Here is a 24929-nt window from a genome sequence, read left to right on the forward strand (position 1 = left end):
AAAAGAAGGGGAAACCGATGGTATCCATATCGGATTGTACGTACTGGCGCGCAATTTTGTGGCGCGTTACAGTCGGTTGGGGCAGCCCACGCAATGTGGGCACACGAAACATGGCGTTGGGCAATGGCCCAGGCGCAGAAACGATAATGGGAAGGGCCACTATGAATCGCCAGATGATGAAACGCCACGCCTTGGCGTTGTGCACGGCCATCGGCCTCGGTCTCGCCACCGTTCCGGCCAAGGCGGAGACCTTCATCACCGTGCTGACGGGCGGGACCAGCGGCGTCTACTACCCGCTGGGCGTGGCGCTTTCCAACGTGTACGGCAAGGCACTGCCGGGAGCCAAGGTGACGGCGCAAGCGACCAAGGCATCGGTGGAGAACTTGAACCTGCTCCAGGCCGGCCGCGGCGAGATCGGCTTCACGCTTGGCGATTCGCTGAGCGACGCCTGGAAGGGCAACGAGGAGGTTGGCTTCAAGCAGAAGCTGGAGAAGCTGCGCACCATTGCCGCCATCTATCCCAACTACATCCAGGTCGTCGCCAGCAAGGACTCGGGCATCAAGACCCTGGCCGACCTGAAGGGCAAGCGCGTGTCGGTCGGCGCGCCCAAGTCGGGAACGGAACTGAACGCGCGGGCCATCTTCGGCGCTGCCGGCCTCGCCTATAAGGATTTCGCCAAGACCGAGTATCTGCCCTTCGGCGAATCGGTGGATTTGATCAAGAACCGGCAGCTCGACGCGACGCTGATCTCCGCCGGGCTGGGCGTGGCGGCGATCAAGGACCTGTCCGCTTCCCAGGAGGTGACTGTCGTCAGCATTCCCGCGGACCTCGTACAGAAGGTCGGCGACGCCGCCTACATCGTCGAGACGATTCCGGCCAACACCTATCCGGGCCAGACGGAGGCGGTGCCGACCGCCGCGGTGCGCAACCTGCTGGTCAGCCATTCCGGCGTGTCCGACGATGCCGCCTATGCCATGACCAAGACCCTGTTCGAGAATCTCGATGCGCTGGCCGCCGCCCATGTCGCCGCCAAGCAGATCAAGCTCGACCAAAGCGCCACCCAGTCGCCGGTCCCGCTGCATGCCGGCGCGATCAAGTACTACAAGGAAAAGGGCTTGATGTAACGAACGGATGCAGGCCACGGGGAACGCAGACGTGAACTCAAATAAAGACGAGGCGGATGCTCAAGTCCGTCAAGCCATCGACCGTGAGAATCCCGCCCATGTCAGCGCCTTCGAGGGCTTCGACGGGCGGGCGGTGTTTGCCATCGCCGTGGCCTTTTCCATTTTCCAGATCTGGACGGCTGCCTTCAACCCGCTGTCCACCGTCGTGGTCCGGTCGGTCCATGTCGGCTTCCTGATGCTGATGACCTTCACCCTGTTTGGCGCGAGGAAGGCTTCCGAACGCCGGCGTGTGCCCTGGTACGACTGGATCCTCGGCCTGACAGGCTTCGCCATCGGCCTGTACCATTACGTGTTCGAGGTCGACCTGATCCAACGGGCCGGCGATCCCAGTATGACCGACATCATGGTCGGCGGCGTCGCCGTGGCACTGGTGTTCGAGGCGGCGCGCCGCATCATGGGGCTGGCCCTGCCGATCCTGTGCGGCATCTTCGTTCCATATGCCCTGTTCGGGCGCGAACTGCCCTTTGGGCTGGCCCATCGCGGTTACGGCTTCGATCAGGTGATCGACACGCTGTTCCTGTCGACCGAAGGCATCTACGGCACGCCGACCTTCGTGTCGGCCACCTACATCTTTCTGTTCATCCTTTTCGGTGCTTTCCTGGAACGGGCCGGCATGATCCGCCTGTTCAACGACGTCTCGCTCGGCCTTGTCGGCCATTCCAAGGGCGGGCCGGCGAAAGTCGCGGTCTTCTCGTCCGGCTTCATGGGGACCATCAACGGGTCGGGCGTCGCCAATGTGCTGACCACCGGCCAATTCACCATCCCGCTGATGATGCGTTTCGGCTACCGGCCTGCCTTCGCCGGTGCGGTGGAGGCGACGGCCAGCATGGGTGGCCAGTTGATGCCTCCGGTGATGGGCGCTGCCGCCTTCATCATGGCGGAAACCATCGGCGTGCCCTATAGCGAGGTGGCGCTGGCCGCTGCCATTCCCGCCATCCTCTATTTCGGCAGCGCCTTCTGGATGGTCCATCTGGAGGCAGGCAAACACAACCTCGTCGGCCTGCCGCGGGAGGAATGTCCCAGCGCCCTTCTTGCCCTGAGAGAAGGCTGGTACCTGATCCTTCCGCTGGCGGCGCTGGTCTACCTGCTGTTCTCCGGTTTCACGCCGCTGTTCGCAGGCGTGATCGGCATCGCCGCAACCGCAGCCCTGATCCTGGGAATCACCGTCGTCACCGCGATCGGCCCGACGATGTTGCGTGCCGGCTTCTGGATCCTGCTGGGCTTGATCGCAGCGGCACTGTGGCGCATGGGGCTGCGGACCGAGCATCTGGCCTTCGCCATGGTCGGGTTGCTCATCGTTCCCTGCCTGCTGTTCAAGGGTGGACGGGAAACGCTGGCCCTGGTGGTGAACAGCACCGCCGACGGCGCCAAGAATGCGGTGGGAGTGGGCGTCGCCTGCGCCCTGGTGGGTGTGCTGATCGGCATGATGACGCTGACGGGCCTCGCCTCCAGCTTGGCGACCACCATCGTCAACCTGTCGGGCGGCAACCTGCTGGCTGCGCTGGTGCTGACGATGGTGACCTGCATCGTATTGGGCACCGGTCTGCCGACCACCGCCAACTACATCATCACCGCGTCGATTGCGGCACCGGCATTGCTGACCATGGGCGTGCCCCTGATCGTCAGCCATATGTTCGTCTTCTATTTCGGCATCATGGCCGATCTGACGCCGCCGGTGGCGCTTGCTGCGCTCGCCGCCTCCTCCATCGCGCGGGTGGGCCACATGAAGATCGGCTTCATCGCCACGCGCATCGCCATGGCTGGCTACGTCGTTCCCTTCATGGCGGTTTACGATCCGGCGCTGGTGTTGCAGACCGAGGATTGGACTGCTGTCACCTACATCGTCTTCAAGGCCTGCATCGCCATCGCCCTGTGGGGGGCAGCGACCATCGGCTTCTTCTGGACCCCGCTGCCGCTGTTCGCCCGGATCTATGCCGCAGCGACCGCCTTCCTGTTCGTCGTGGCGTTGCCGGTCACCGACGAGGCTGGCTTCGTCCTGACCGTCCTGTTCCTGCTGTGGCAGCATCGCCGCCGCCGGAGCCTCACGACCGCCGCCGCGGCGCTGTAAGGTGGGCGGCCTCTGCCTGTTCGCTCTCGGTGGCGCGCTGCTGGCGTCGCTGCCGGGAACGGACTTCACCTTGTCGTGGACCCACTCGATCGAGAAGACCGAGTGGCGCGAGCGTTGGTCCGTCGAGGCCGGTCGGCTGCGTCCGGTGGAGGCCCGCATCCGCGGCACCGGCGCCGGCATGGAGCCCGGACCAGATGCAAAGCTGACGGCAGACGGCTGGCTGGTCTGGACGCCAGCGCTTCCGCCGTCCGGATCGCTTCCCGAGGATGGCATCACCCTGGCTGCCTCCGGCTTCACCGGGGAGCACCGGCTGTGCGCAGGCGCGGATTGTCGCCCGCTGTCGGGCTGGACAGGAGTGCGGGACCAAGCGATGACGATGCGGGCCTGCCGGTGAGAGTTTGCCGCCCGCCTACGAAAGTTCGCTTGGTCAACGTCCCTTCCGGCTTGGCTTACGGTGCGTCAGTCCGCATACTCCCGTTCCTTTCGTCAGCCTACCATCCGGACCGATGATCAATTCCCCCATGCCCAGCCGCCGCACGCCCCTGTTCCCTGCCTTCATCGGCGCGGCGCTTGCCGTCGTCGCCGTCATGCTGGCTTCGCAGGGCGCCCTAGCTGCTGAAGTGGCGGCCGACATCGCACGTGGCGGCGCGCCGCATCTCGATGGACGGTTCATGAGTGCCCTCTGGGTGGTGCCCTTCGTCGGCATCCTGCTGTCGATCGCCCTGTTTCCACTGGCGGCACCGATGGTCTGGCACCATCATTTCGGCAAGATCTCCGCCTTCTGGGCACTGGCTTTCCTGGTACCCTTCGCTGCGGCTTACGGCGCCGATCTGGCGACCTATGAGTTGCTGCACACGGTGCTGCTGGAATACATCCCCTTTATTGTACTGCTGACGGCACTGTTCACAGTGGCGGGGGGCGTGCGGCTGGCCGGGTCGCTGGTGGGGACGCCGTTGGCGAACACGGTGGGGCTGGCACTGGGCACGGTGCTGGCGAGCCTGATGGGCACGACCGGTGCCTCGATGCTGCTGATCCGCCCGCTGCTGCGCGCGAACGAGCATCGTCGGCACAAGGTCCACACCGTCGTCTTCTTCATCTTCCTGGTATCGAATGTCGGCGGATCGCTGACGCCGCTTGGCGACCCGCCGCTGTTCCTGGGCTTTCTGAAGGGGGTGGATTTCTTCTGGCCGACGGTTCATCTGCTGGCGCCGATGGCTTTTTTGTCGGCCTTGCTACTGGTGATCTATTTCGGCCTGGACCTGTTCCTGCACACCCGCGATCCCGGCAAGCATCCGCTGATCGAAGGCGTCCACGAGCGCGAACCGATCCGCATCGAAGGATCGGTCAATCTTCTTCTTCTGCTCGCCATCGTCGGTGCGGTGCTGCTGAGCGGCGTCTGGCATCCGGGGACCGGCGTCACGCTGTACCATGTCACCGTACCGCTGGAAACCATCGTCTCGAACCTGCTGCTGCTCGGCATCACCGGCCTGTCACTGGCACTGACCAGCGCCAGGAGCCGGCGCATGAACGGCTTCAGCTGGGGGCCGATCCTGGAGGTGGCGAAGCTGTTCGCCGCGATCTTCCTGACCATCATCCCGGCCATCGCCATCCTGAAGGCCGGCACCGACGGTGCGCTGGGCGCCATCATCGCCGCAGTGAACGACAACGGAACACCCAACCCGGTTGCATATTTCTGGGCGACCGGCATTCTATCCAGCTTCCTCGACAACGCCCCGACCTATCTGATCTTCTTCAACACCGCTGGCGGCGACGCGCACACCCTGATGAGCGACATGGCGCTGACGCTGACCGCGATTTCTGCCGGTGCGGTGTTCATGGGAGCCAACACCTACATCGGCAATGCGCCCAACTTCATGGTCAAGGCCATCGCGGAAGAGCGCGGCGTCGCCATGCCCAGCTTCTTCGGCTACATGGCCTGGTCCTTCGGCATCCTGGTACCGCTGTTGGGGCTGACCACGCTGGTCTTCTTCATCTGACCACCTGCCATCGGCAGCGCCGGCCGGACGGGATGCTGCCCTCCTTCCCGAAAAAATAGCGCCCGGGGACCGAAATCCGCCGGGCGCAAGGGGACAGTACGGGAGATATCATCAGCAGTGATGATGCAATCGGAAGATCGATTGTGACGGCACAATCGCACGGGGCCCTACCGTCACCCTTGACCACGGTCAAGGGTGACGGTAGGGCCGGCATCAATCCCCCAATGCCGGCTTCGGCAGGGCCTCCGCCATCCCGCCTTCCTCCACCGCCTCCGTTTCCGGACGGGGGACGCGGAACCATGCGGCGTAGAGTGCGGGCAGGAAGAAGATCGTCAGCACCGTCGCACCGGCCAGGCCGCCCATGATGGCAACCGCCATCGGCCCCCAGAAGACGCTCTGCGTCAGCGGGATCATGGCGAGGATGGCGGCGGCGGCGGTCAGGGCGATGGGACGGGCACGGCGCACCGTCGCCTCCACGATGCTGTCCCAACGGGACCGGCCGCCGCGGATGTCCTGCTCGATCTGATCCACCAGGATCACCGAGTTGCGCATGATGATGCCGGCCAGTGCGATGACGCCCAGCATGGCGACGAAGCCGAAGGGCAGGTTGAACAGCAGGAGCGAGGCGGTCACGCCGATCAACCCGAGCGGCGCGGTCAGCAGCACCATGAACACGCGCGAGAAGCTCTGCAACTGTAGCATCAGCGTGGTAACCATGATCAGCAACATCACCGGCATCATGGCATTGATGGAGTCCTGACCCTTGGCGCTTTCCTCGATGGCGCCGCCCATGGTGATGGCATAGCCGACGGGCAGGGTGGCGCGCAGCGTGTCGAGTTGGCCGTTCAGCTGGGTGCTGACCACCGGGGCCTGCAGGCCGCCGGTCACGTCGCCCTTGACCGTCATCGTCGTCTCGCGTGCCCGGCGCCACAGCACCGGTTCCTCCAACTCGTAGCGGACGCTGGCGACCTGGCTCAACGGGACGATGGTGCCGCGGCCGGTGCGGATATTCAACTCGCCCAGGCGCGACAGATCCATCCGCTCGTCGGGCGTCGTGCGCATCAGGACACCGATCAACTCCGTGCCTTCGCGGTACTGGGTGACCGTCATGCCATTCAGCAGCAGTTGCAGGGCATCGGACAGATCCTGCTTGGACACGCCGAGCGCACGGGCCTTGGCTGTGTCGACCTCCAGCCGGACGCGCTTGGACATCTCGTCCCAGTCCAGATGCACGTTGGCGGTGTTGGGGTGGGCGCGCATGGTGTCGCGCACCTGATAGGCGATCTTGCGGATCGCCGCCGGATCCTCGCCGGTGACGCGGAACTGTACCGGATAGCCGACCGGCGGGCCGTTCTCCAGCCGGCTGATGCGGACGCGGGCGGCCGGGAAGTCGGATTCCAGCGTCGGTTCCAGCCGCTGCATGAAATGCTCGCGCTCCTCCAATCCCTTGGTCATCACCATGAACTGGGCGAAGTTGGCGGTCTCAAGTTGCTGGTCGAGCGGCAGGTAGAAGCGAGGCGAGCCACCGCCGGTGTAGGCGACCCAGTAATCGACGTCGGGATCCTTGGCCAGCGTCGCTTCCATCCGCTTCACTTCAACAGCCGTAGCTTCGAAGGAAGAGCCTTCGGCGAGCCGGATGTCGATCAACAGTTCCGGCCTGCTGGCCGACGGAAAGAACTGCTGCTGGACATGACCGAAGCCGACCAGTGCGATGACGAAGGCCGCCGCCGTGACGCCGATGGTGACCCAGCGCGCCCGCACGCAGGCCTCGATCATGCCGCGCAGGATGCGATAGGCCCGGGTGTCGTAGATGTCCAACTCGTGCCCGTCGGGTACCACATGCTTGGGCTTCGGCAACAGCAGCCAGCCAAGATAGGGCGTGAAGATCACCGCGACCACCCAGGACAGCAGCAGTGACAGCGCCACCACCCAGAAGATCGAGTTGGTGTACTCGCCGGCCGCCGAGGCGGCGAAGCCGACCGGCACGAAGCCGGCGGCCGTGACGACGGTGCCGCTTAGCATCGGGAAGGCGGTGGAGGTGTAGGCGAAGGCGCCGGCCTTCAACCGGTCCCAGCCCTGTTCCATCTTCACCACCATCATCTCCACCGCGATGATGGCGTCGTCCACCAGCAGGCCGAGCGCGATGATCAGGGCGCCCAGCGAGATCCGCTGGAGGTCGATGTGCAGGATCTGCATCGCCACCAGCGTCATTGCCAGCACCAGCGGCACGGCCAGAGCCACGACGATGCCGGTGCGCCAGCCCAGGCTGACGAGGCTGACCAGGATGACGATGCCAAGCGCCTCTACCAGCGATTCCATGAATTCGCCGACCGAGTGTTCGACGACCGTCGGCTGATCGGCGATCTGCGCCACCTCCAATCCGACCGGCAATTCCGCCCGGACCTTTTCCATCGCGGCACCGAGTTGCTCGCCGAGCTTCAACACGTTATTGCCCTTGGCCATGACGACGCCAAGCCCGATGGCGTCGCGGCCGTTGTAGCGCAGGGTGTAACGTCGCGGCTCGACATAGCCCCGCTTGACCTCTGCCACGTCGCCGATGGTCAGCAGCCGGCCGCCGCTTTCCACCGGGATCGCACGCACCGCGGCGGCAGTGTCGAGACCGAGGTCGACGCGGACATAGACGCGCTGCGACCCGGTATCGATGTCGCCGGCCGCAGCGACGGCATTCTCGCGTTGCAGCGCCTGGATCACCGAATCCACCGGCAGTCCGAAGCTGGCGAGCCGCTGGCTGGAGATCTCGACATAGACGCGCTCCTCCTGCGGGGCGATCAGGTCGATCTTCTCCACGCCCGGCAATTTCAAAAGCCGCGCGCGCGTCTGTTCGGCCACCTTTTTCAGCTGTGCCGGAGTGAAATCCTCGCCCATGAAGCCATAGATGGCGGAATAGACGTCACCGAATTCATCGTTGAAGAAGGGGCCAACCACCCCGTCGGGCAAGGTGTAGCGGATGTCGCCGATCTTCTTGCGCACTTGATACCACAGATCCGGCACCATCTTCGGCGGGGTGTAGTCCCTCAACTGGACGAAGATCACCGACTCGCCGGGCTTTGAATAGCTGCGGGCTACATCGTAATATGGAATCTCCTCAAGCTTCTTTTCGATTCGGTCGGTGACGAACTGCTCGACCTCACGCGCGGTGGCGCCAGGCCATTGTGTCCGAACCACCATCACCTTGAAGGTGAAGGATGGATCCTCTGCACGCCCCAATGTCCTATAGGCGAGCGCGCCGGCCAGGATGCTGGCGAGCATCATGAACAGGACGAGCGTACGGTGCGCCAGCGCCCAGGCCGACAGGTTCATGCGGGAATGGTTCATCGCGCCGGCTCCGTCCAGACGCGCACCTTCTGGCCGGCGTCGAGCTTGTGGACACCGGCGGTGACGACGCGCTCGCCGTCCTTCAGCCCACCACCGATCAGCGCCAGATCGCCGACATAGGCGGTCACCATGACTGAGCGCAGTTCCAACCGGTTGTCGGGGGCCGACAGCACCCAAACAGCCGGGGCCTGTTCATGTTGGGTCAATGCACCCAAGGGCAGGCGGACAACGGAGGACCCATGACCGGCCGCCGCCGTGACGGTCGCCGTCATTCCCAACTGGACTGTCGGCGGCGGATCGGACAGCGTGATCTTCGCCTGGAAGGTGCGGGTGTCGGCGTCGGCACTGGGCGACAGCTCGCGCAGGGTGCCGGGGATGCTGCGGCCGGGGTCGGACCACAACTCCACCGACAATGTCTGACCGGACAGGGAGGCCACCTGCTGTTCGGGAATGTTGGCCACCGCCTCCATGGCACCCTGCCGGGCGATGCGCAATGCCGTCTGGCCCTGTGCCACCACCTGTCCCGGCTCGATCAGCGTCGCGGTGACGACGCCGGCCTCTTCCGCCAGCAGCGTGGCGTATTGGGCGGAGTTGTTCAGGACGCGCAGTTGCGCCTCCACCTCGCGCACCTTGGAGTCGGCCTTGTCGAGCGTGGTCTTGCGGCGATCATATTCCTGCCGGGTCGTCCATTCGCCCTGGCGCAGGCTGGCATAACGTTGGAAATCGCTGCGCGCGTTGGCCGCGTCGGCCTGGGCGGAGGCCAATTGCGCTTGCGAGGCGCGGATCTGCAATTGAAGGTCGGTAGGATCCAGCCGGGCAAGTGGCATGCCGGGTTCAACACGGCTGCCAACCTCCACCAGCCGTGCGGTCACCTTTCCACCGACACGGAAGCCGACATCGGCCTCCACGCGTGGGCGGATCACCGCCGGATAGCGCACGCTGTCCAGATGCGATTCCAGCGCGACAGTGGCCACGCGAACCGGCCGGACTTCCTGTTGTGGCGCGGAGGCCGCCGACTGCGTCTCGTTGCAGCCGACGAGCAGGCCGGCTGTCGTCAGCATGGCAACCATCGCCGTCATGCGGGACGCAAACCGTCTTTCGCGGAATCGGGCCATACCACGTCTCCTCACTGGACTGAACTGTATCGTACTGGTATCGTCCTACTCTCGCCCAGATCCAACGTCAAGAGTGAACGGTACAGTTCAGTGCAGTCATCCGAACAAAATTCGCCGCAACCGGTCGCGTCGCAGGATACCAAAGCCGAACAGATCATCGCCGCGGCGCGGGAGGTGTTTCTGGAACTCGGCTATGCCGCTACCTCGATGGATCTGGTGGCCCAGCGGGCAAGGGTATCCAAAACCACGCTTTACACCCGCTTTCCGTCGAAGGAGGAGCTTTACACCGCGGTGATCTCCGCCGAATGCGAACGGCGGGGTATCCGCTTCACGCCAGAGATGTTTGACGGGTTACCGCTGCGCGATATCCTGGTCCAGGTCGGCCGCCGTTTCGTTGATCTGCTGTGGTCGGAAGAGGCGATTCGCGTTCACCAGTCGGTTGCGGGCGAGGCTATGCGGATGCCGGTCGCAGCCCAGCTCTATTATCAAGCCGGGCCGGAGCAGGGCATCGCTCATTTCGCTGCGCTGTTCAGCCGGTTGGCCGACCGCGGTGTCATTGCCACCGACGATCCCGTCTTTGCTGCCCGCCAGCTCCTCGCCGCATTGCAGGGCGGCCCATATTGCGCGCTGGTGCTGGGCCTCTGCCCCGCACCTACGGAGGAGGAGCGCCACGCCTTCGTCGACAAGGCCGTGGACCTGTTCCTGCATGGAATCCTGCCCGCCGGCGATTCTCCGGTCAGGCCAGCTTGAAATAGCGGATGACCAGCCGCCGAAGCTCGTCCTGCACCCCATCGTCGCCGAGTTCGACCAGCCGGTCATGCAATCCGGCGGCGATCATGGTGAATCGGGTCAGGACCGCGGGGTCGAAATGATTGCCCGCTCCGGCATGCAGGATGTCCATTGCTGCTACGAAGGACATCGGCTCCTTGTAGGGGCGGCGGGAGGTCAGTGCGTCGAACACGTCGGCGACGGCGAAGATGCGGGCGGCGATCGGGATCGCCTCGCCCTTCAACCCGGCCGGATAGCCCGACCCGTCAAATTTCTCATGATGGCCGCCGACCACATCCGCTCCGTCGGCCAGCCACTCGGATGAACCGACGATATCGAGTCCATGAACGACATGGGTCTTCATCACTGCGAATTCCTCGGCATCGAGTTTTCCGGGCTTCAGCAGAATGCGGTCGGGAATGGCGATTTTGCGGACTTATGTAGCATCCGCCACTATGACCGGCGGGTGAGCACAAATCATGAACTTGATGATTCACAACGGAGTCGTGGCCGGGTAGACTCGGGCAATCACCGTGTCGGAGATCGCCATGCCCCGTCGCACCAAAAGCCAGCACTTCCTTCTCAGCGCCGCGGCGCGCACGCTGTCGCTGGCGACCGTGCTGCGCCTGTCGGACACGGAAGCCGAGACGGTGTTCGCGGCGATCCGCTGGCCGGAGACGAACGGGCGTCCCGTGTGCCCGGCGTGCGATTGTGATGCGGTGTACGACTGCCGCCGGCCGAGCGGTGCGCCTCGCTGGCGCTGCAAGCGGTGCCGCAAAGACTTCTCCCTCACCTCGGGCACGCTGTTCGCCTTCCACAAGCTGGCGCTCCGGATGTACCTCGCCGCCGTGGTGATCTTCGTCAACGAGGTGAAGGGCAAGGGCGCGCTGCCGCTGTCGCGCGACCTGGGCGTCCAGTACAAGACGGCGTTCGTGCTGGGCCACAAGATCCGCGAAGCGATGGCGGCCGAGAGCCGCGGTGTCGTCATCGGCGGCGCGGGCAAGGCGGCGGAGATCGATGGGGCCTACTTCGGCGGCCACGTCCGCCCGGAGAACCGCAAGGCGGAGCGCAAGGACCGCCGGCTGGCCATCAACCAGACCGGCAAGCGCCGGTGTGTCGTCACCATCCGCGAGCGCGACGGCCGCACCCTGACCGGCGTGTTCCCGTCCGAGGACGCCGCCGGCAGCTTCATCCGCTCGCGCGTCGCCAAGGGCACCGAAGTGCATGCGGACGAGTCCAGCGCCTGGAACGACCTGCACGCCCGCTACCCGATGCACCGCATCAACCACCAGGACGCCTACAGCCAGGACGGCGCCTGCACCAACGGGGCGGAATCTTTCTTCTCGCGCATCCGCCGCGGGGAGATCGGGCACCATCATCACATCTCGGGCCTCTACCTGCACCGCTACGCCAATGAGGCCGCGTTCCGAGAGGATCATCGCCGGACCAGCAACGGCGAGCAGTTCCGCGTCGTGGTCGGGCTGGTGACGAAGACCGGCCCGTCGGTCGATTTCTGCGGCTACTGGCAGCGCGCTCACGCGGCGTGATCGGCGGGTTCGGCCGGAAGGCGCCAGCGGGCGCCCAGGCCATTGCCGATCTTCTCCACCGTGCCCTTGCCTTTCAGGGCGGTCAGGGTGTTGAGGACGCGCTGGATGAAGTCGGAGCGGGTCTTGCGGTCTTCCGGATCGAGCCCTTTGTCGCGCAGCGCGGCGACGGCGATCTCCTCAGCGGCAACGACACGTCCCTCTGCCATGCGCAGCGCCTCCAGGCAGCGGCGCGCCAGCTCGCCGCTGGCGAAGTAGTGGGAGCGCCTCGCCGGCGGCTTCTTCGGCGCGATGCTCTCCGGCTCCAGTTCCGGGGCGAACAGGCGCAAGGTGGCGTCCAGGTGCACCAGGTCGGCCCGGTGCTGAGACATCCGCTTCTCAAGCTCAAGGATTGCCCCGGAGATCTCGCCCCGCTTCTCCCGCAAGGCGCTGACAACGTGCGGCTCGCCCATACTCCATGCCCCTTCTGTGCGGCTTCAGGGCGACAGGGTAGCTGGCAGGGCGGCGACGCGGCAGGATCAGGCGGTGGCGGGTGCTACATAAGTCTGCGATTTTGCCGACATCGTGCAGGAAAGCGCCCTTTACCAAGCGCCGGATCGCGGCATCGTCCAACCCCAGCGCCTCGGCCAGACGGATTGCCAGCACCGTCACCCGGTAATTGTGGGCGTTGGTGTCGCTGTCCCGTTTGGCGATTGCACTGCCCAGCGCCGTCAGCATGCCGATATTGGCATCCAGCAATCCGCGTGACAAGCGCATGACGCTCCGATTGAAGGCACCGAAGAAGGGCAACAGGACAAGCGCCGTTCCGAGTACCGAGAGAGAAGAGACGCCGACGACAGTGACCGTATCCCGCAGGATCTCGCGCGACCGACGGGAAGAGAGTTGGAAGACGCTTTCGAAATAGCCGAGCAGTTTCCCGTCAGCATCGAACAGGATTTCCATCGTCTGGATGAAGACATGTCCATCCAGCGTGAACCGGTCGTACAGGAACTCATTGCCGTCGGGAAAGCCATGCCGGGTGTCCGACAACCGTTTTTCCGCCCACTCCGCGCCGGGCGCGACATATTCGGCCGTCTTCTTACGGTCGGGAGAATAGAGTTCGGCGACGATGAACCGGCCGTCACCATGGTTGAGGCGCAATTCGCCGCGGTTGGTCATGAATCGGCGCAACGATGCTTCCAACTCCGGATCGTCCACGCCGGCGGCGAGCGCCGCACGGGTTTCCGCAAGGAAGGCAGCGGATTCTTCCTTCGCGAGTTCCGATACCCGCCTGTCGGCAATTTCTACCTCGACCAGGAAGGCGACGCCACCGACGGCCAGCGCCAGAAACAGCGCGACGGCGGCCAGACGCAACAGGATGGCGCGGGCAGTGGGCAACCGCATCATCGCCGCATCCGCATTGCGGCTCGCCAATCTAGTCAACAGCAGGCTGAAACGGCGGTTCCGCCCCTCTCCCAACATCTTGTCCCCGATCTGCCCGTTCACCGGCGATACTTCCCCGACTCTGCAAGCGGATCTAGACGTTGCCCCCACCTGCCGTCAATCATACCGCCCGCCATCCGAACCATACCCCGGACTCATCCGGAATGGACTTTGGTATAATGTAGAAGGTATCTGTACCGGACCTGAATACAAGCATTCAGATCACGTTGAGCCTTTCGGCGACACTGTGAGTGTCAGTTCGTTTCCGTTGATCGTTAGAGGATTTGTTTCACGATGTCCGTCTGCCCCTGCGGTTCCGACCGCGCGTTCGACCAATGCTGCGGCCCCATCCTGGCGGGGCTGTCCGCACCGACCGCCGAAGCGCTGATGCGCTCCCGCTACACCGCTTTCGTGCGCCGTGACATCGACCATATCGAGCGGACCTGTGCGCCGGAAACCCGCGCCGCCTTCAGTCGCGTCGACGCCGAACGGATGGCGGATGAGTGCGATTGGGGACCTTTGACCATCATGAAGGCGGCGGAGGAGCAGGACAGCGCCACAGTCGAGTTCTTCCTGACCTTTCGGCGCGACGGGGAAGAGCTTCCGTTGCATGAACGGTCCAGCTTCCGCCGGATCGACGGCCGGTGGCTGTATGTCGACAGCGTGCTAAACCCGAAGGATCCGCCACGCCGCGTGGTCAAGGTCGGCCGCAACGATCCCTGTCCCTGCGGCTCGGGGCGCAAGCACAAGACCTGCTGCGGGCGCTGATCCGACGCCCGCGGCGGCCTTGCCGTCAACTCATGCCCAGATAGCGCCCTGGCCTGTGGTTGATCGCCAGCGTTATGTTGACGATGATCGCTCCCACCACCGACAGCAGCAGCCGGTCCGGGGTCAGCACGAAGAACGCTCCGGCAAGGATCGCAAGATCGACCCCGAGCTGGAAATAGCCTGCGCGGATGCCGTGACGTTCCTGGAGATAGATCGCCAGGATGTTGACGCCGCCCAGCCCGGTGCGGTGGCGGAACAGCATCAGCAGCCCCGTGCCGCACAGGCCGCCGCCTACCACCGTGGCATAGACCGGGTCGAGATGGGCGAAGCCCACCCATTGGTCGGTCATGCGCGAGAACAGCGTCACGAGCGCCACGGCGATGAAGGTGCGCGCGGTGAACTTCCAACCCAGCCGCTTCCAGGCCAGCCAGTAGAAGGGCAGGTTGATGAGGAAGAAGATGATGCCGAACTGGAGCTTGGTGATATAGCTCAGCAGCAGTGCCAGCCCGGCGGTGCTTCCGGTCAGCAGCACCGTCTTGGAATAGATCAGCATGCCCAGTGCGATGAACAGCGTGCCCATCAGCATGGCGAGCGCGTCTTCGTACAGCTGGTGGCGCTCCACCGAAGCAGGCGGGTCCGGAACGGGCGGTACCTGGAGGGTCGCGGCCATCGCTCTTGACCTCCGACTCAGCGCAGGGAGGCGAATTTCGCCACCACTTCGTCCACTTCGGCCGTCTTCAGGCCGGCGATGTTGATGCGGCCGGAGGTCGGCATATAGATGGCGTGGTCAGCGCGCAGGCGCAGGACCTCGGCCTCGGTCAGCGGCATCAGGGAAAACATGCCCTCCTGTTCCGCCACCGCGGTCAGCGCCGGGAAGGCATCGGCCAGGCCGGCGGCGAGTTTGCGACGGAGTCCGGTGATGCGGGCACGCATTCCGTCCAGTTCCGCTGTCCAATCGGCGGTCAAGGCAGGGTCGCTCAGGATGGTGCGGACCACGGCGGCACCATGGTCGGGTGGCATGGAATAGCTGGTGCGGGCCAGCGCCATCAGGTTCGACTTCGCGAGGTCGGCGGCGGCCGGCGCCGCGGCGACTGCGAAGATGGCGCCGGTGCGCTCACGGTAGAGGCCGAAGGATTTGGACGACGACACGGCGACCAGCGTTTCCGGGACGGCGCCGATCAGGTGGCGCAGCCCCTCCGCATCCTCGTCCAGGCCGCAGCCGAACCCCTGGTAGGCGAGGTCGACCAGCGGTAGCACGCCGCGCTTCCCGATGATCTCCGCCAGGGTCTTCCATTGGTCGAGCGACAGCGGCGCGCCGGTCGGGTTGTGGCAACTGCCGTGCAGCAGGGCGACATCTCCGGGCCGGGCCGCCTCGAACGCCTCGACCATGCGGTCGAACAGCACGGTCTGGCTCGCGGTGTCGAAGAAGGGATGGCCGACAACCTCCAGCCCGGCGGCGTCGAAGATGCCGACATGGTTGGGCCAGGTCGGCTGACCGACCAGCACGCGCCGGGCCCCGCCGCGCAGCACGAGATCTGCCGCCAGCCGCAATGCGCCCGATCCGCCGGGGGTCTGCACGCCAGCGGCATGGACCCGGGCTCCGGCATTGCCGCCGACCAGCGACCACAGGCGTTCAAGATACAGGGAATCGCCTTCCAACCCCAGATAAGCTTTGCTGTCCTGACCATCGAGCAGAAGGCGTTCGGCCGCCTTGACCGCACGGAAGACCGGGGTGCGCCCCTCCTCGTCACGGTAGACCCCGACGCCGAGATCGACCTTGCCCGGCCGCGGATCCTGCCGGTAAAGCCCGATTAGGGCGAGCAGAGCGTCGTCGGGCTGGCGGGAGAGCGCGTTGAACATGTCGGGTCGTCCGGTCCTTGGAGAAGGGGAAAGCGTGGGTGAAGAGGCATTGGCCGGGGGTGCCGGCGCGTGCGATCCTCCACCTTCGCGGCTTTCCGGACAATCGCGAAGTTCTCAGGGGCGTCGCGCTCCTGAAATTTGCTGCTATCGGACGTCGTTCAGCCAGCCGAGGCCGGGCGATCCATGGCTGACGGGGGTTTGGACAGTCGTCACTGCGTGAAGAACATCGCAGCGAAAATGGCTGCGGTCGCGGCGATCACCATGACCAGACCCTTGGGTTCCAATGCATGCTGGCGGTGCAGGGCCACTGCGACCGTGATGACGGCGACGCTGGTCAGGATCAGGCCCAGCTTGGCATCGGTCATGATGATTGTCGTCCTCGAGGGCTTCAGTGCGGCCCGACCCAGCCCAGAGAGCCGGCGGCGGTGACGAGCAGGAGTGCGCCGCTGAGCAGCGTCAGCCAGCCCGTCATCGCCGATCGCCAGCCCGGACCGGCGTGCTTCAATTCCAGGTAATGCAGGAGGATTTCCCGCCCCTTCGCCACCGCGAGCGCCAGCAGCAGGGCAGCGCCGGCAACGCCGATCCCGCCGCCGGCATCGTCATGGCGGGCGAACAGCAGCGTGACGGCGGTCAGGCCGAGCAAAATCAGCCAGGACAGGGTCAGCCTGTCGATCCTCCCCGTCATACGCCTGACGATTTCCATGGCCGGTCTCCTCATCGGATCAGATAGACGAGCGGGTAGAGGATCACCCAGACCAGATCGACCATGTGCCAGAAGGCGGCGCCGGTCTCCAGGTTCTCCACCAGCGTGTCGGGGCCCGAGCAGCCGACCAGCAGCAGGATCACGATCCCCAGAACCACATGCAGTGCGTGGAAGCCGGTCAGCAGGAAATAGAGGGTGAAGAAGACGTCGCTGTCGATGGTCAGTCCGGCACCCAGCGTCGCCGAATACTCGACCGCCTTGACCGCCAGGAAGACCGATCCCACCGCCGCGGCCATCAGCATTGCCCGGCGTGCCTGCGTCACCTCGCCGCGCCGTCCGGCGGCGACGCCCCGGGCGGCCAGATAGCCGCTGGTCACGAGCACCATGGTGTTCAGCGCTCCCAGCGTACCGCTCAGATGGGCCTGTCCGGCTGCGAATATGGTCGGGTCCATCACCCGTGCGACCGAGAAGCCGAGGAAGGCGACCCCGAACACCGCCAGTTCGCTGAAGATCAGGATCCACATCATGAGGTTGCCGGGCAGCGCGGCAAGGCCGCTCGCCTCCGTGTCGGCCATCTCCGCTCCCCTTGGTTGCCGACCGCCACGGTAGGACGGATGCAGGAGGGGCGGCTTGACCGCGGTCAAGGAATGCCCTCCCGCCACAGTCAATTATTCGTCCGACCCGTGGCGGACGACGCTGCGAGGCCAGGCCTCCGGCTTCCGGCTTCGCGCAACCGACGCCTTTCGAACCGACCCCACTCGACGAGACATCGAGACTTCCAGGGATCCCGAGCGATGACCGAACGCTTCACCAAAGCGGCCGCGCGCAACATCTTCTATGGTGGGTCGCTGTTCTTCTTTGCGACCTTCATCGCGTTGACAGCACTCAGTCACAACTACATCGTCGACACCAGCACGGACAAGAAGACACTGACCGATGCCGTCGTCCGCGGCAAGCATGTGTGGGAGAAGAACGCCTGCATCAACTGCCATACGTTGCTGGGCGAGGGCGCCTATTTCGCCCCCGAGCTGGGCAATGTCTGGCTGCGCTATGGCGGCGACAAGGACCCGGAGGGTGCCGTGCTGGCGCTCAAGACCTGGATGGCGGCACAGCCCTCCGGGATCGAGGGCCGGCGCCAGATGCCGCAGTTCCACCTGACCGACGGCGAGGTCGAGGATCTCGCCGCCTTCCTGGAATGGACCAGCCGGATCAACACCCAGAACTGGCCGCCCAAGCTGTCGGGCTGAGGAGATTTCCGTCATGAAGTATGAATCGCAAAAAGTCGCCATCTATTACTTCGCGGCGGCCATGGGGCTGTTCGGGGTGCAGATCCTGGTTGGTCTTCTGGCTGGCGTCGTCTATGTGCTGCCCAACACGCTGTCGGAACTGTTGCCCTTTAACATCCTCCGGATGATCCATACCAACGCGCTGATCGTCTGGCTGCTGATCGGCTTCTTCGGCGCCGCCTATTACCTGATTCCAGAGGAGGCGGAGACCGAGTTGCACAGCCCGAAGCTGGCGCTGATCCAGCTCGGCCTGTTCGTCTTCGGCGCGCTGGCGGCCGTCGTCGGCTACCTCTTCCGCATCCATGAGGGGCGGGAGTTCCTGGAACAGCCGACCTGGATCAAGGCCGCGATCGTCGTCGTCGCGCTGATGTTCCTCTACAACGTCACGCTGACGGTGCTGAAGGGCCGCCGCACGGTCATCACCAACATCCTGCTGGTGGGCATGTGGGGCATCGCCGTCTTCTTCCTGTTCTCCTTCTACAACCCGTCCAACCTGTCGCTGGACAAGATGTACTGGTGGTACGTCGTCCATCTGTGGGTCGAAGGCGTGTGGGAACTGGTGCTGGCCTCCATCCTCGCCTTCCTGATGATCAAGATGACCGGCGTCGACCGCGAGGTCGTGGAGAAATGGCTGTACGCCATCGTCGGGCTGGCGCTGTTCAGCGGCATCCTCGGCACCGGCCATCATTATTACTGGATCGGCACCCCCGGCTACTGGCAGTGGATCGGCTCGCTGTTCTCCACGCTGGAAGTCGCTCCCTTCTTTACCATGGTCGTCTTCGCCTTCATGATGGTGTGGAAGAGCGGCCGGCGGCACCCGAACAGGGCGGCTATGCTATGGTCGTTGGGCTGCGCGGTCTTCGCCTTCTTCGGCGCCGGTCTGTGGGGTTTCCTGCACACGCTCGCCCCGATCAACTACTACACCCACGGCACCCAGGTGACTGCGGCGCACGGGCATCTCGCCTTCTACGGCGCCTACGCCATGATCAACCTCGCCATCATCACCTACGCCATGCCCTACCTGCGCGGCCGGCAGCCCTACAACCAGATCCTCAACATGTGGAGCTTCTGGCTGATGAGCGGCGGCATGGCCTTCATGACCTTCGCCCTGACGGTCGCCGGCGTGGTGCAGACCCATCTGCAGCGGGTCATGGGCATGGACTACATGGAGGTCCAGGCACAGATCGCGCTGTTCTACTGGATGCGGCTCGGAGCCGGCGTCACCGTGGCGGCGGGGGTGCTGCTCTACCTCTACGCCATCTTCGGCCCGGCGCGCGAGGAACGGCCGGCCTCGATCCCGACCAGCTACCAGCCGGCCGAGTGACGTCCCCTCCGGCCCCTGCTGTCCATCGGATGTCCGGTCGGCACGGGGGCCGTCCTTTTTCGGAGTTTCGCTGCGATGCCCGACAGCGCCGTCCCCATCCTTCCGCCCCTTCCGTTCTACCAGCCGATCGCCGATGAATGCACGTTGTTCGAACATGCCTTCCAGCACCGTCTGCCGTTGCTGCTGAAGGGGCCGACCGGGTGCGGCAAGACCCGCTTCGTCGCGCATATGGCGGCGAAGCTGGGCCGACCGCTCTACACCGTCTCCTGCCATGACGACCTGACCGCCGCCGACCTGACCGGCCGCTATCTGCTGAAGGGCGGCGACACGGTGTGGGCGGACGGGCCGCTGACCCGCGCGGTGCGCGAGGGCGCCATCTGCTATCTGGACGAGGTGGTGGAGGCGCGCAAGGACGTCACCGTGGTGCTGCATCCACTGACCGACGACCGCCGCATCCTGCCGCTCGACCGCACCGGCGAGACACTGGAGGCCCCGCCGGACTTCATGCTGGTCGTGTCCTACAATCCCGGCTACCAGAATGTCCTGAAGGCACTGAAGCCCAGCACCCGCCAGCGCTTCCTGGCCGTCGAGTTCGATTTCCCCGACCCTGAGCGCGAGATCCCCATCGTCGCGACCGAAAGCGGCCTGCCTGCGAACCGCGTCGCACCGCTGGTCCGCCTCGCCAATGCGCTGCGTGCGCTGAAGGGGCAGGATCTGGAGGAGGGCGTATCGACCCGTCTGCTGATTTACTGCGCCACGCTGATCCGCTCCGGCATGAAGCCGGAACGCGCCATCCGCGCCGCGCTGATCGAACCGCTGACCGACGACCCGGACATCCGTGCCGGCCTGCTGCGCGTGGCCGAGGTCACGCTGGGATAATGGAAAGCGCGAGGGCATCGTCATGCTGGAGTTCTTCGAGCCGGAAGAGACCGTCGGCCGCCTGTGGCACCACCTGATCGGCGGGCGGTCGAGCTACCCGCATCATCCCGACGCCGCGGTGACGCTGGAGGCAGTGCGGCCGCGGCTGGCGGTGTTCTTCCGGGCGCTCGGCGGCGACCGCGGGGTCAGGCTGGCGGCGGGAAGCGCGGCAGTGTCCGGACACCGGTTGCCGCTGCTCGACCGTATCGGGCTGGGCGCCGAGCGGGTGGAGCGGGCGGCGTTGGATGGTGACGTGCTCCAGTTGCCGGCGGCGATCGACCTGTTTCCCGACCGGGCGCTGAACGAATGTTTGTACGAATGGCTGGCCGCCTATTTCGCGCATGCCATGGCCGTGTCGCTTCCCGCGGATCCGTTGCAGGCCGATGTTGCCGCTCTGCGCAGTGCCGCCGCCACCACCGCGCGGGTGCTGACCGGTTGGCCCGGCCTCGCCCGTCCGTATGAGGAGTTGGCGCGCGCCGCTGCCGGCCTCCGCCCGTCCCGCCGCCTGCCGCCGGTCGAGGCCGCCGTCGAGCGTGCCGCCATGACCCTGCTGGGATCGGGCGCCGCGCTCGGCGATGCGGTGCGGATGCTGGCCCCGACCGTACCGCTGTCGAGCTTCACGGCACCCCATGGCTACGCAAGGCTGCTGCCGGTGCCACTGTGGGGGCTGGTGACGCTGTCCGCCGGCCGGGAGTCCGCCGCCGCCGACAGCCCCGGCGAGGGCGGGCGGGCGGCAGAAGGCGACCGCCGCCGACGTGCCGCGACCCGGCGGCAGACCGACCAGATCCGGCGCAACGATCCGCTGATCCTGAACCGCTTCGAAAAGATGCTGAGCCTTGCCGAGGCACTGAACATCCCGCGCGCGGTCGATGACGACGATGCGGAGAATGCCCGGAAGGCCGCCGACGATCTGGACGAGATCGCGGTCGGCGCGCACCGCCGCCGGGCCTCCACCACGCTGAAGCTCGACCTCGACCTGGCGCCGCCGTCCGTAGATGCAACGCCGCTGTCAGCCACCCTGACCTATCCGGAGTGGGACCATCGCCAGCAGGCGCACCTTCCCCACCATTGCCGGGTGATCGCCGAAACGGCCCCGGCGGATGGCGACATCTGGCAGCCGGATGCCGCGGCCATGCGGCGCATCCGGCAGGTCCGCCGCCAGTTCGAGGCGCTGCGGCCGCGGCGCATGCTGTTCACCGGTCAGGCCGACGGTGACGAGCTGGATTTGGCGGCGCTGGTGCGCAGCCGGGCCGATTTCCAGGCGGGAAGCGCCGGCAGCGACCGTGTGCACCAGCAGGCGCGCAACGCCGCCCGCGATCTGGCGGTGGCGGTGCTGGTCGACGGGTCGCTGTCGACCGACGGCTGGATCGACGGCAGGCGCGTGCTGGACGTGGAAAAGGAGGCGTTGCTGGCCCTGACCCATGGGTTGACCGCGTGCGGAGACGACCACGCGCTCTATGCCTTCACCTCGCGCCGCCGGGATTGGGTGCGGGTGCAGACGCTGAAGGGGTTCGACGAGCCGCTGGGCGACAGGGTCATCCGCCGCATCGGCGCGCTGAAGCCTGGGTATTACACCCGCATGGGAGCCGCGATCCGCCACACGGCGGCGCAACTCGCCGGCCGGCCGAACCGCCATCGGCTGCTGGTGCTGCTGACCGACGGCAAGCCGAACGACGTCGACCATTACGAGGGTCGTTATGGCATCGAGGACACGAGGCAGGCGATCCGTGAGGCGCGGCGCGGCGGGCTGGCGGTCTTCGCCATCACCGTCGATGCCGAGGCCCGCGATTACGTGCCCTATCTGTTCGGACGCGGCGCCTATGCCATATTCCCGCAGGTGTCCCACCTGACCAAGGCGTTGCCGGCATTGTACCGGCAGGTCGCCTGCGCTGCCTGACCGAAAAGGACCTTCGACCATGATCCAACCCGCCACCGAAACGACCACTCCGGTGCGGATCGGTATCGTCACCGTATCCGACCGCGCCAGCCGCGGCATCTACGAGGACAAGGGCGGTCCGGCGATCCGCGAGGAGTTGACACGCATCGTCGCCTCGCCCTGGGAGGCGGAAGCGCGGGTGATCCCGGACGAACTCGACCTGATCGCTGCCACCCTGACCGAACTGTGCGACGTGGCCGGCTGCGCTCTGGTGGTCACCACCGGCGGTACCGGCCCGGCCCCCCGTGACGTAACGCCGGAAGCGACGGAGCAGGTCTGCGACAAGATGATGCCGGGATTCGGCGAACTGATGCGGTCGGTCAGCCTGCGTGTCGTACCGACGGCGATCCTGTCGCGCCAGACCGCCGGCATCCGCGGCCGCAGCCTCATCGTCAATCTGCCGGGCAAGCCATCAGCCATCCATGACTGCCTGATGGCGGTGTTCCCGGCGATCCCCTATTGCCTCGATCTGATCGGCGCCGGACGGATCGAAACCGATTCAACGGTATGTGCCGCTTTTCGCCCGAAATCCTGACCGAGCCTTCGTTCAACGAGCGGACCGGCGCTTCTGATCGATTCCGGTCTTGAACGCTCCGTCCCGCATGTCCGGCACATCCATCGCGACACAAACAAAGAGGGGCTGCCGTTTCCGGCAGCCCCTCCATTGCCTATCCGTGTGTCGTCGACACCACGGCACAGTCCTCAGCGGACCAGAATCCCTTCCACGAAGAAAGAGACCCCGGCCTTGGCGCTCGACGACGAGTGAGACGGACAATGGGACACGAGATCACCTCCTTTCAGTAGTTGATGCATGACGCTCTATATAGGCGGCATGGCCGGTGCCGCAAGGCGCGGCTCCAACCATGCCGGTGTGACATTTACCGGCGCGGCCTCACATGAGCGCGTTGGGCATGAACAGCACCAGTCCCGGCCAGAACAGCAGCACCAAGACCAGCCCGATCACTGCCAGGACGAAAGGCAGGGATTCGACGATGTACTCCTCGATCGGGCAGTCGAGCAGACTGCACACCGTATACATCGCCACACCGACCGGCGGGGTCATCGACCCCAGCGTGACGATGGTCATCATCAGGATGCCGAAATGCACCGGATCGATGCCCAGCGGGGTGACGATCGGCAGGAAGATCGGCGTCAGCAGCAGCACCAGAACGGTGCTTTCGATGAACAGGCCGGCGATGAACAGGAAGATCAGAATCAGCCCCACGACCAGCACCGGCTCACGCGTAAGGTCGGTCATGGCGGCGGCGATGCTCTGCGGCGCCTGTTCGAACACGATGGCGTAGCCCACCATGCCGGAAAACAGGATGATCAACATGATCAGCCCGGTGTCGGTGATGGCCTCCACCAGCGCCTCGGTCATGTCGCGCAGGGTCAGTTCCTTGTGGACGAAGAAACCGATCACGCCGGCATAGATCACGGCGAAGGCGCCGACCTCCGACGGGGTGAACAGGCCGCCGCGGATGGCCACCAGCAGGGCGACCGGAAACAGCAGCGCCCACTTGGCGTCGACCACCGCTGCCCATACCGCCTTGGCCGTCGGCCGCTGGGTGGAGCCGGCCCGATAGCCGCGGCGGCGCGCGATCCACCAGACGGTGGCCATCAGCACGGCCATCATCAGGAAACCGGGGACGATGCCGGCCAGGAACAGCCTCCCGATCGACACGTTGCCGACGAAGCCATACAGGATCAGCCCGAGGCTGGGCGGGATGGTCGCGGTGATAAGCGAGCCGACTGCGATGACGGCAGACGTGAAGCCCTTGGAATAGCCGCTGCGGATCAGGTCGGGCCCGAGGATGCGCGCCTCCATCGCCGCATCGGCGACGGCAGAGCCGGACACGCCGCCCATCAGCGTGGACAGCACGATGCAGACCTGCGCCAGTCCGCCGGACATCCACGACACCAGCACATTGGAACAGCCGATCAGCCGCTGGGTGATGCCGGTCCGGTTCATCATGTGCCCGGCAAGCACGAAGAAGGGAACGGCCAGCAGTGGAAAGCTCTGGGATGCTGTGGCGACCTGCTGCACCCCGATGGACATCGGGATGATTCCGTTGGTCAGGAAGAAGGTGAAGCCGGCGATGCCGATGGCGAATGCGATCGGGGTGCCGAGCGCCATCAGGACGAAAAAGGTGGCGGCGAGCAGGATCACGGCATCACCTCTTCGGCGGCGGGGGCGGTGAAGATCGGGCGCGGGGTGCTGCGCAGCCTGCTAATGGCGGCCAGGGTCTGCCCAAGCAGGGTGACGGACAGCAGCAGACAACCGACCGGCACCGCCGCCGTAACGAAGGCATAGCTGATGCCGCTGTCGCCGAACTGGCGCTCCAGGTTCAGCATGGTCAGCTGGTAGCCCTTGACCGTCATCGTCAGCAGGAAGGCCAGAACCCCCAGGGCCAGAACAATGTCCAGGATGGCGCGCGGACGGGCCGGCAGCCGCTTGACGAGATAGTCGATGCCGATATGGGCGTGCTTGCGCAGCGCCAGATCGGCGCCTAGGAAGCTTGCCCAGGCGAACAGCAACTGGGCGACGTCCACCGACCAGACCAGGGGGTAGCCGAACCAGCGGGTGATGCCGGCGGCGAAGACCAGCAGGACGATGACGGCGAGCAACGTCGTCGCCAACACCGCCTCCGCCTTGACGTAGAGGGATTTCATCGCAAGGGGGTGCTCCGGTCCGGCCCG

The 24929-nt window shown here is 65.4% G+C and carries 24 protein-coding genes; 12 read left to right on the top strand and 12 right to left on the bottom strand.

Features of this window, described 5'->3' with window-relative positions:
* Positions 1 to 161: 161 nt before the first annotated feature.
* The 4 genes from AL072_RS17220 to AL072_RS17235 all read left to right on the top strand — a co-directional run bounded on the left by AL072_RS17220 (position 162) and on the right by AL072_RS17235 (position 5249).
* Positions 162 to 1124, top strand: a complete 963-nt coding sequence (locus AL072_RS17220) for a TAXI family TRAP transporter solute-binding subunit (RefSeq protein WP_144428273.1) — start codon at positions 162 to 164, stop codon at positions 1122 to 1124.
* Between the two features lie 31 nt (positions 1125 to 1155).
* The gene (locus AL072_RS17225; protein WP_052710147.1) at positions 1156 to 3252 is read left to right on the top strand and encodes a TRAP transporter permease; all 2097 of its coding nucleotides are present in this window, start codon (positions 1156 to 1158) and stop codon (positions 3250 to 3252) included.
* 1 nt (position 3253) lies between these two features.
* Positions 3254 to 3646 carry a DUF1850 domain-containing protein gene (locus AL072_RS17230; RefSeq protein WP_052710105.1) on the top strand — a complete coding sequence of 131 codons (393 nt, stop codon included), beginning with the start codon at positions 3254 to 3256 and terminating at the stop codon, positions 3644 to 3646.
* Positions 3647 to 3773: 127 nt separating this feature from the next.
* Complete coding sequence (locus tag AL072_RS17235) at positions 3774 to 5249, top strand: sodium:proton antiporter (RefSeq protein WP_342669605.1); 1476 nt, start codon at positions 3774 to 3776, stop codon at positions 5247 to 5249.
* Between the two features lie 213 nt (positions 5250 to 5462).
* On the opposite strand, the gene AL072_RS17240 is transcribed toward AL072_RS17235, so the two are convergent.
* Positions 5463 to 8585, bottom strand: a complete 3123-nt coding sequence (locus tag AL072_RS17240) for an efflux RND transporter permease subunit (protein WP_045583033.1) — start codon at positions 8583 to 8585, stop codon at positions 5463 to 5465.
* Positions 8582 to 9646: an efflux RND transporter periplasmic adaptor subunit gene (locus AL072_RS17245; RefSeq protein ID WP_245636822.1), complete on the bottom strand. Its 1065-nt coding sequence runs from the start codon at positions 9644 to 9646 to the stop codon at positions 8582 to 8584. The genes AL072_RS17240 and AL072_RS17245 overlap by 4 nt, the downstream gene beginning before the upstream one ends.
* Before the next feature lie 144 nt (positions 9647 to 9790).
* Here AL072_RS17245 and AL072_RS17250 point away from each other — a divergent pair, with 144 nt between their 5' ends.
* Positions 9791 to 10450 (top strand): TetR/AcrR family transcriptional regulator, encoded by a 660-nt coding sequence (locus tag AL072_RS17250; RefSeq protein WP_045583031.1) that lies wholly within the window; start codon positions 9791 to 9793, stop codon positions 10448 to 10450.
* Here AL072_RS17250 and AL072_RS17255 read toward each other — a convergent pair.
* Complete coding sequence (locus AL072_RS17255; RefSeq protein ID WP_342669613.1) at positions 10437 to 10895, bottom strand: HD-GYP domain-containing protein; 459 nt, start codon at positions 10893 to 10895, stop codon at positions 10437 to 10439. The two genes, AL072_RS17250 and AL072_RS17255, sit on opposite strands and share 14 nt — an antisense overlap.
* A gap of 121 nt (positions 10896 to 11016) precedes the next feature.
* Between AL072_RS17255 and AL072_RS17260 the strand changes: the two genes are divergently transcribed.
* Positions 11017 to 12015 carry an IS1595 family transposase gene (locus AL072_RS17260; protein ID WP_045580516.1) on the top strand — a complete coding sequence of 333 codons (999 nt, stop codon included), beginning with the start codon at positions 11017 to 11019 and terminating at the stop codon, positions 12013 to 12015.
* Here AL072_RS17260 and AL072_RS17265 read toward each other — a convergent pair.
* Together AL072_RS17265 and AL072_RS17270 are read right to left on the bottom strand one after the other, a co-directional pair.
* Positions 12003 to 12383, bottom strand: coding sequence for a hypothetical protein (locus AL072_RS17265; protein ID WP_052710103.1), 381 nt, complete (start codon positions 12381 to 12383; stop codon positions 12003 to 12005). The two genes, AL072_RS17260 and AL072_RS17265, sit on opposite strands and share 13 nt — an antisense overlap.
* A 13-nt stretch (positions 12384 to 12396) precedes the next feature.
* The gene (locus tag AL072_RS17270) at positions 12397 to 13497 is read right to left on the bottom strand and encodes an HD-GYP domain-containing protein (RefSeq protein ID WP_245636824.1); all 1101 of its coding nucleotides are present in this window, start codon (positions 13495 to 13497) and stop codon (positions 12397 to 12399) included.
* 231 nt (positions 13498 to 13728) lie between these two features.
* Here AL072_RS17270 and AL072_RS17275 point away from each other — a divergent pair, with 231 nt between their 5' ends.
* Positions 13729 to 14202: a YchJ family protein gene (locus AL072_RS17275; RefSeq protein WP_045583030.1), complete on the top strand. Its 474-nt coding sequence runs from the start codon at positions 13729 to 13731 to the stop codon at positions 14200 to 14202.
* A gap of 25 nt (positions 14203 to 14227) precedes the next feature.
* On the opposite strand, the gene AL072_RS17280 is transcribed toward AL072_RS17275, so the two are convergent.
* The 5 genes from AL072_RS17280 to AL072_RS17295 all read right to left on the bottom strand — a co-directional run bounded on the left by AL072_RS17280 (position 14228) and on the right by AL072_RS17295 (position 17340).
* The gene (locus AL072_RS17280) at positions 14228 to 14872 is read right to left on the bottom strand and encodes a YitT family protein (RefSeq protein WP_045583029.1); all 645 of its coding nucleotides are present in this window, start codon (positions 14870 to 14872) and stop codon (positions 14228 to 14230) included.
* 17 nt (positions 14873 to 14889) lie between these two features.
* A complete protein-coding gene (locus tag AL072_RS17285; RefSeq protein WP_045583028.1) occupies positions 14890 to 16062 on the bottom strand; it encodes an amino acid aminotransferase in 1173 nt (390 codons plus the stop codon).
* Between the two features lie 209 nt (positions 16063 to 16271).
* Positions 16272 to 16427: a hypothetical protein gene (locus AL072_RS35205; protein ID WP_167543387.1), complete on the bottom strand. Its 156-nt coding sequence runs from the start codon at positions 16425 to 16427 to the stop codon at positions 16272 to 16274.
* 23 nt (positions 16428 to 16450) lie between these two features.
* The gene (locus AL072_RS17290) at positions 16451 to 16765 is read right to left on the bottom strand and encodes a cytochrome C oxidase subunit IV family protein (protein ID WP_245636825.1); all 315 of its coding nucleotides are present in this window, start codon (positions 16763 to 16765) and stop codon (positions 16451 to 16453) included.
* Between the two features lie 11 nt (positions 16766 to 16776).
* Positions 16777 to 17340 (bottom strand): cytochrome c oxidase subunit 3, encoded by a 564-nt coding sequence (locus AL072_RS17295; RefSeq protein ID WP_045583027.1) that lies wholly within the window; start codon positions 17338 to 17340, stop codon positions 16777 to 16779.
* A gap of 219 nt (positions 17341 to 17559) precedes the next feature.
* Here AL072_RS17295 and AL072_RS17300 point away from each other — a divergent pair, with 219 nt between their 5' ends.
* From AL072_RS17300 to mog, 5 genes are all read left to right on the top strand, one after another.
* Positions 17560 to 18012 carry a c-type cytochrome gene (locus AL072_RS17300; RefSeq protein ID WP_045583026.1) on the top strand — a complete coding sequence of 151 codons (453 nt, stop codon included), beginning with the start codon at positions 17560 to 17562 and terminating at the stop codon, positions 18010 to 18012.
* 13 nt (positions 18013 to 18025) lie between these two features.
* The gene (locus AL072_RS17305; protein ID WP_045583025.1) at positions 18026 to 19375 is read left to right on the top strand and encodes a cbb3-type cytochrome c oxidase subunit I; all 1350 of its coding nucleotides are present in this window, start codon (positions 18026 to 18028) and stop codon (positions 19373 to 19375) included.
* 75 nt (positions 19376 to 19450) lie between these two features.
* Entirely contained in the window at positions 19451 to 20254 is an 804-nt protein-coding gene (locus AL072_RS17310) for a CbbQ/NirQ/NorQ/GpvN family protein (RefSeq protein WP_045583024.1), read from the top strand.
* Positions 20255 to 20276: 22 nt separating this feature from the next.
* Complete coding sequence (locus AL072_RS17315; RefSeq protein WP_045583023.1) at positions 20277 to 22190, top strand: nitric oxide reductase activation protein NorD; 1914 nt, start codon at positions 20277 to 20279, stop codon at positions 22188 to 22190.
* Positions 22191 to 22209: 19 nt separating this feature from the next.
* Entirely contained in the window at positions 22210 to 22764 is a 555-nt protein-coding gene (gene mog, locus AL072_RS17320; RefSeq protein ID WP_045583022.1) for a molybdopterin adenylyltransferase, read from the top strand.
* A gap of 357 nt (positions 22765 to 23121) precedes the next feature.
* On the opposite strand, the gene AL072_RS17325 is transcribed toward mog, so the two are convergent.
* Positions 23122 to 24399 (bottom strand): TRAP transporter large permease, encoded by a 1278-nt coding sequence (locus AL072_RS17325; RefSeq protein ID WP_045583021.1) that lies wholly within the window; start codon positions 24397 to 24399, stop codon positions 23122 to 23124.
* A complete protein-coding gene (locus tag AL072_RS17330; protein WP_045583020.1) occupies positions 24396 to 24902 on the bottom strand; it encodes a TRAP transporter small permease in 507 nt (168 codons plus the stop codon). The genes AL072_RS17325 and AL072_RS17330 overlap by 4 nt, the downstream gene beginning before the upstream one ends.
* Between the last annotated feature and the right edge of the window lie 27 nt (positions 24903 to 24929).

The organism is Azospirillum thiophilum (genome assembly GCF_001305595.1).
GTDB lineage: Bacteria > Pseudomonadota > Alphaproteobacteria > Azospirillales > Azospirillaceae > Azospirillum > Azospirillum thiophilum.

What these genes read in the sequence shown, in the direction of transcription:
- AL072_RS17300 (WP_045583026.1), top strand. Translation starts at nt 17,560, where the DNA reads ATGACCGAACGCTTCACCAAAGCGGCCGCGCGCAACATCTTCTATGGT.
- AL072_RS17315 (WP_045583023.1), top strand. Translation starts at nt 20,277, where the DNA reads ATGCTGGAGTTCTTCGAGCCGGAAGAGACCGTCGGCCGCCTGTGGCAC.
- AL072_RS17310 (WP_045583024.1), top strand. Translation starts at nt 19,451, where the DNA reads ATGCCCGACAGCGCCGTCCCCATCCTTCCGCCCCTTCCGTTCTACCAG.
- AL072_RS17235 (WP_342669605.1), top strand. Translation starts at nt 3,774, where the DNA reads ATGCCCAGCCGCCGCACGCCCCTGTTCCCTGCCTTCATCGGCGCGGCG.
- AL072_RS17220 (WP_144428273.1), top strand. Translation starts at nt 162, where the DNA reads ATGAATCGCCAGATGATGAAACGCCACGCCTTGGCGTTGTGCACGGCC.
- AL072_RS17290 (WP_245636825.1), bottom strand. Translation starts at nt 16,765, where the DNA reads ATGGAAATCGTCAGGCGTATGACGGGGAGGATCGACAGGCTGACCCTG.
- AL072_RS17265 (WP_052710103.1), bottom strand. Translation starts at nt 12,383, where the DNA reads ATGTCTCAGCACCGGGCCGACCTGGTGCACCTGGACGCCACCTTGCGC.
- AL072_RS17330 (WP_045583020.1), bottom strand. Translation starts at nt 24,902, where the DNA reads ATGAAATCCCTCTACGTCAAGGCGGAGGCGGTGTTGGCGACGACGTTG.
- mog (WP_045583022.1), top strand. Translation starts at nt 22,210, where the DNA reads ATGATCCAACCCGCCACCGAAACGACCACTCCGGTGCGGATCGGTATC.
- AL072_RS17240 (WP_045583033.1), bottom strand. Translation starts at nt 8,585, where the DNA reads ATGAACCATTCCCGCATGAACCTGTCGGCCTGGGCGCTGGCGCACCGT.
- AL072_RS17260 (WP_045580516.1), top strand. Translation starts at nt 11,017, where the DNA reads ATGCCCCGTCGCACCAAAAGCCAGCACTTCCTTCTCAGCGCCGCGGCG.
- AL072_RS17275 (WP_045583030.1), top strand. Translation starts at nt 13,729, where the DNA reads ATGTCCGTCTGCCCCTGCGGTTCCGACCGCGCGTTCGACCAATGCTGC.
- AL072_RS17305 (WP_045583025.1), top strand. Translation starts at nt 18,026, where the DNA reads ATGAAGTATGAATCGCAAAAAGTCGCCATCTATTACTTCGCGGCGGCC.
- AL072_RS17245 (WP_245636822.1), bottom strand. Translation starts at nt 9,646, where the DNA reads ATGCTGACGACAGCCGGCCTGCTCGTCGGCTGCAACGAGACGCAGTCG.
- AL072_RS35205 (WP_167543387.1), bottom strand. Translation starts at nt 16,427, where the DNA reads ATGACCGATGCCAAGCTGGGCCTGATCCTGACCAGCGTCGCCGTCATC.
- AL072_RS17295 (WP_045583027.1), bottom strand. Translation starts at nt 17,340, where the DNA reads ATGGCCGACACGGAGGCGAGCGGCCTTGCCGCGCTGCCCGGCAACCTC.
- AL072_RS17285 (WP_045583028.1), bottom strand. Translation starts at nt 16,062, where the DNA reads ATGTTCAACGCGCTCTCCCGCCAGCCCGACGACGCTCTGCTCGCCCTA.
- AL072_RS17280 (WP_045583029.1), bottom strand. Translation starts at nt 14,872, where the DNA reads ATGGCCGCGACCCTCCAGGTACCGCCCGTTCCGGACCCGCCTGCTTCG.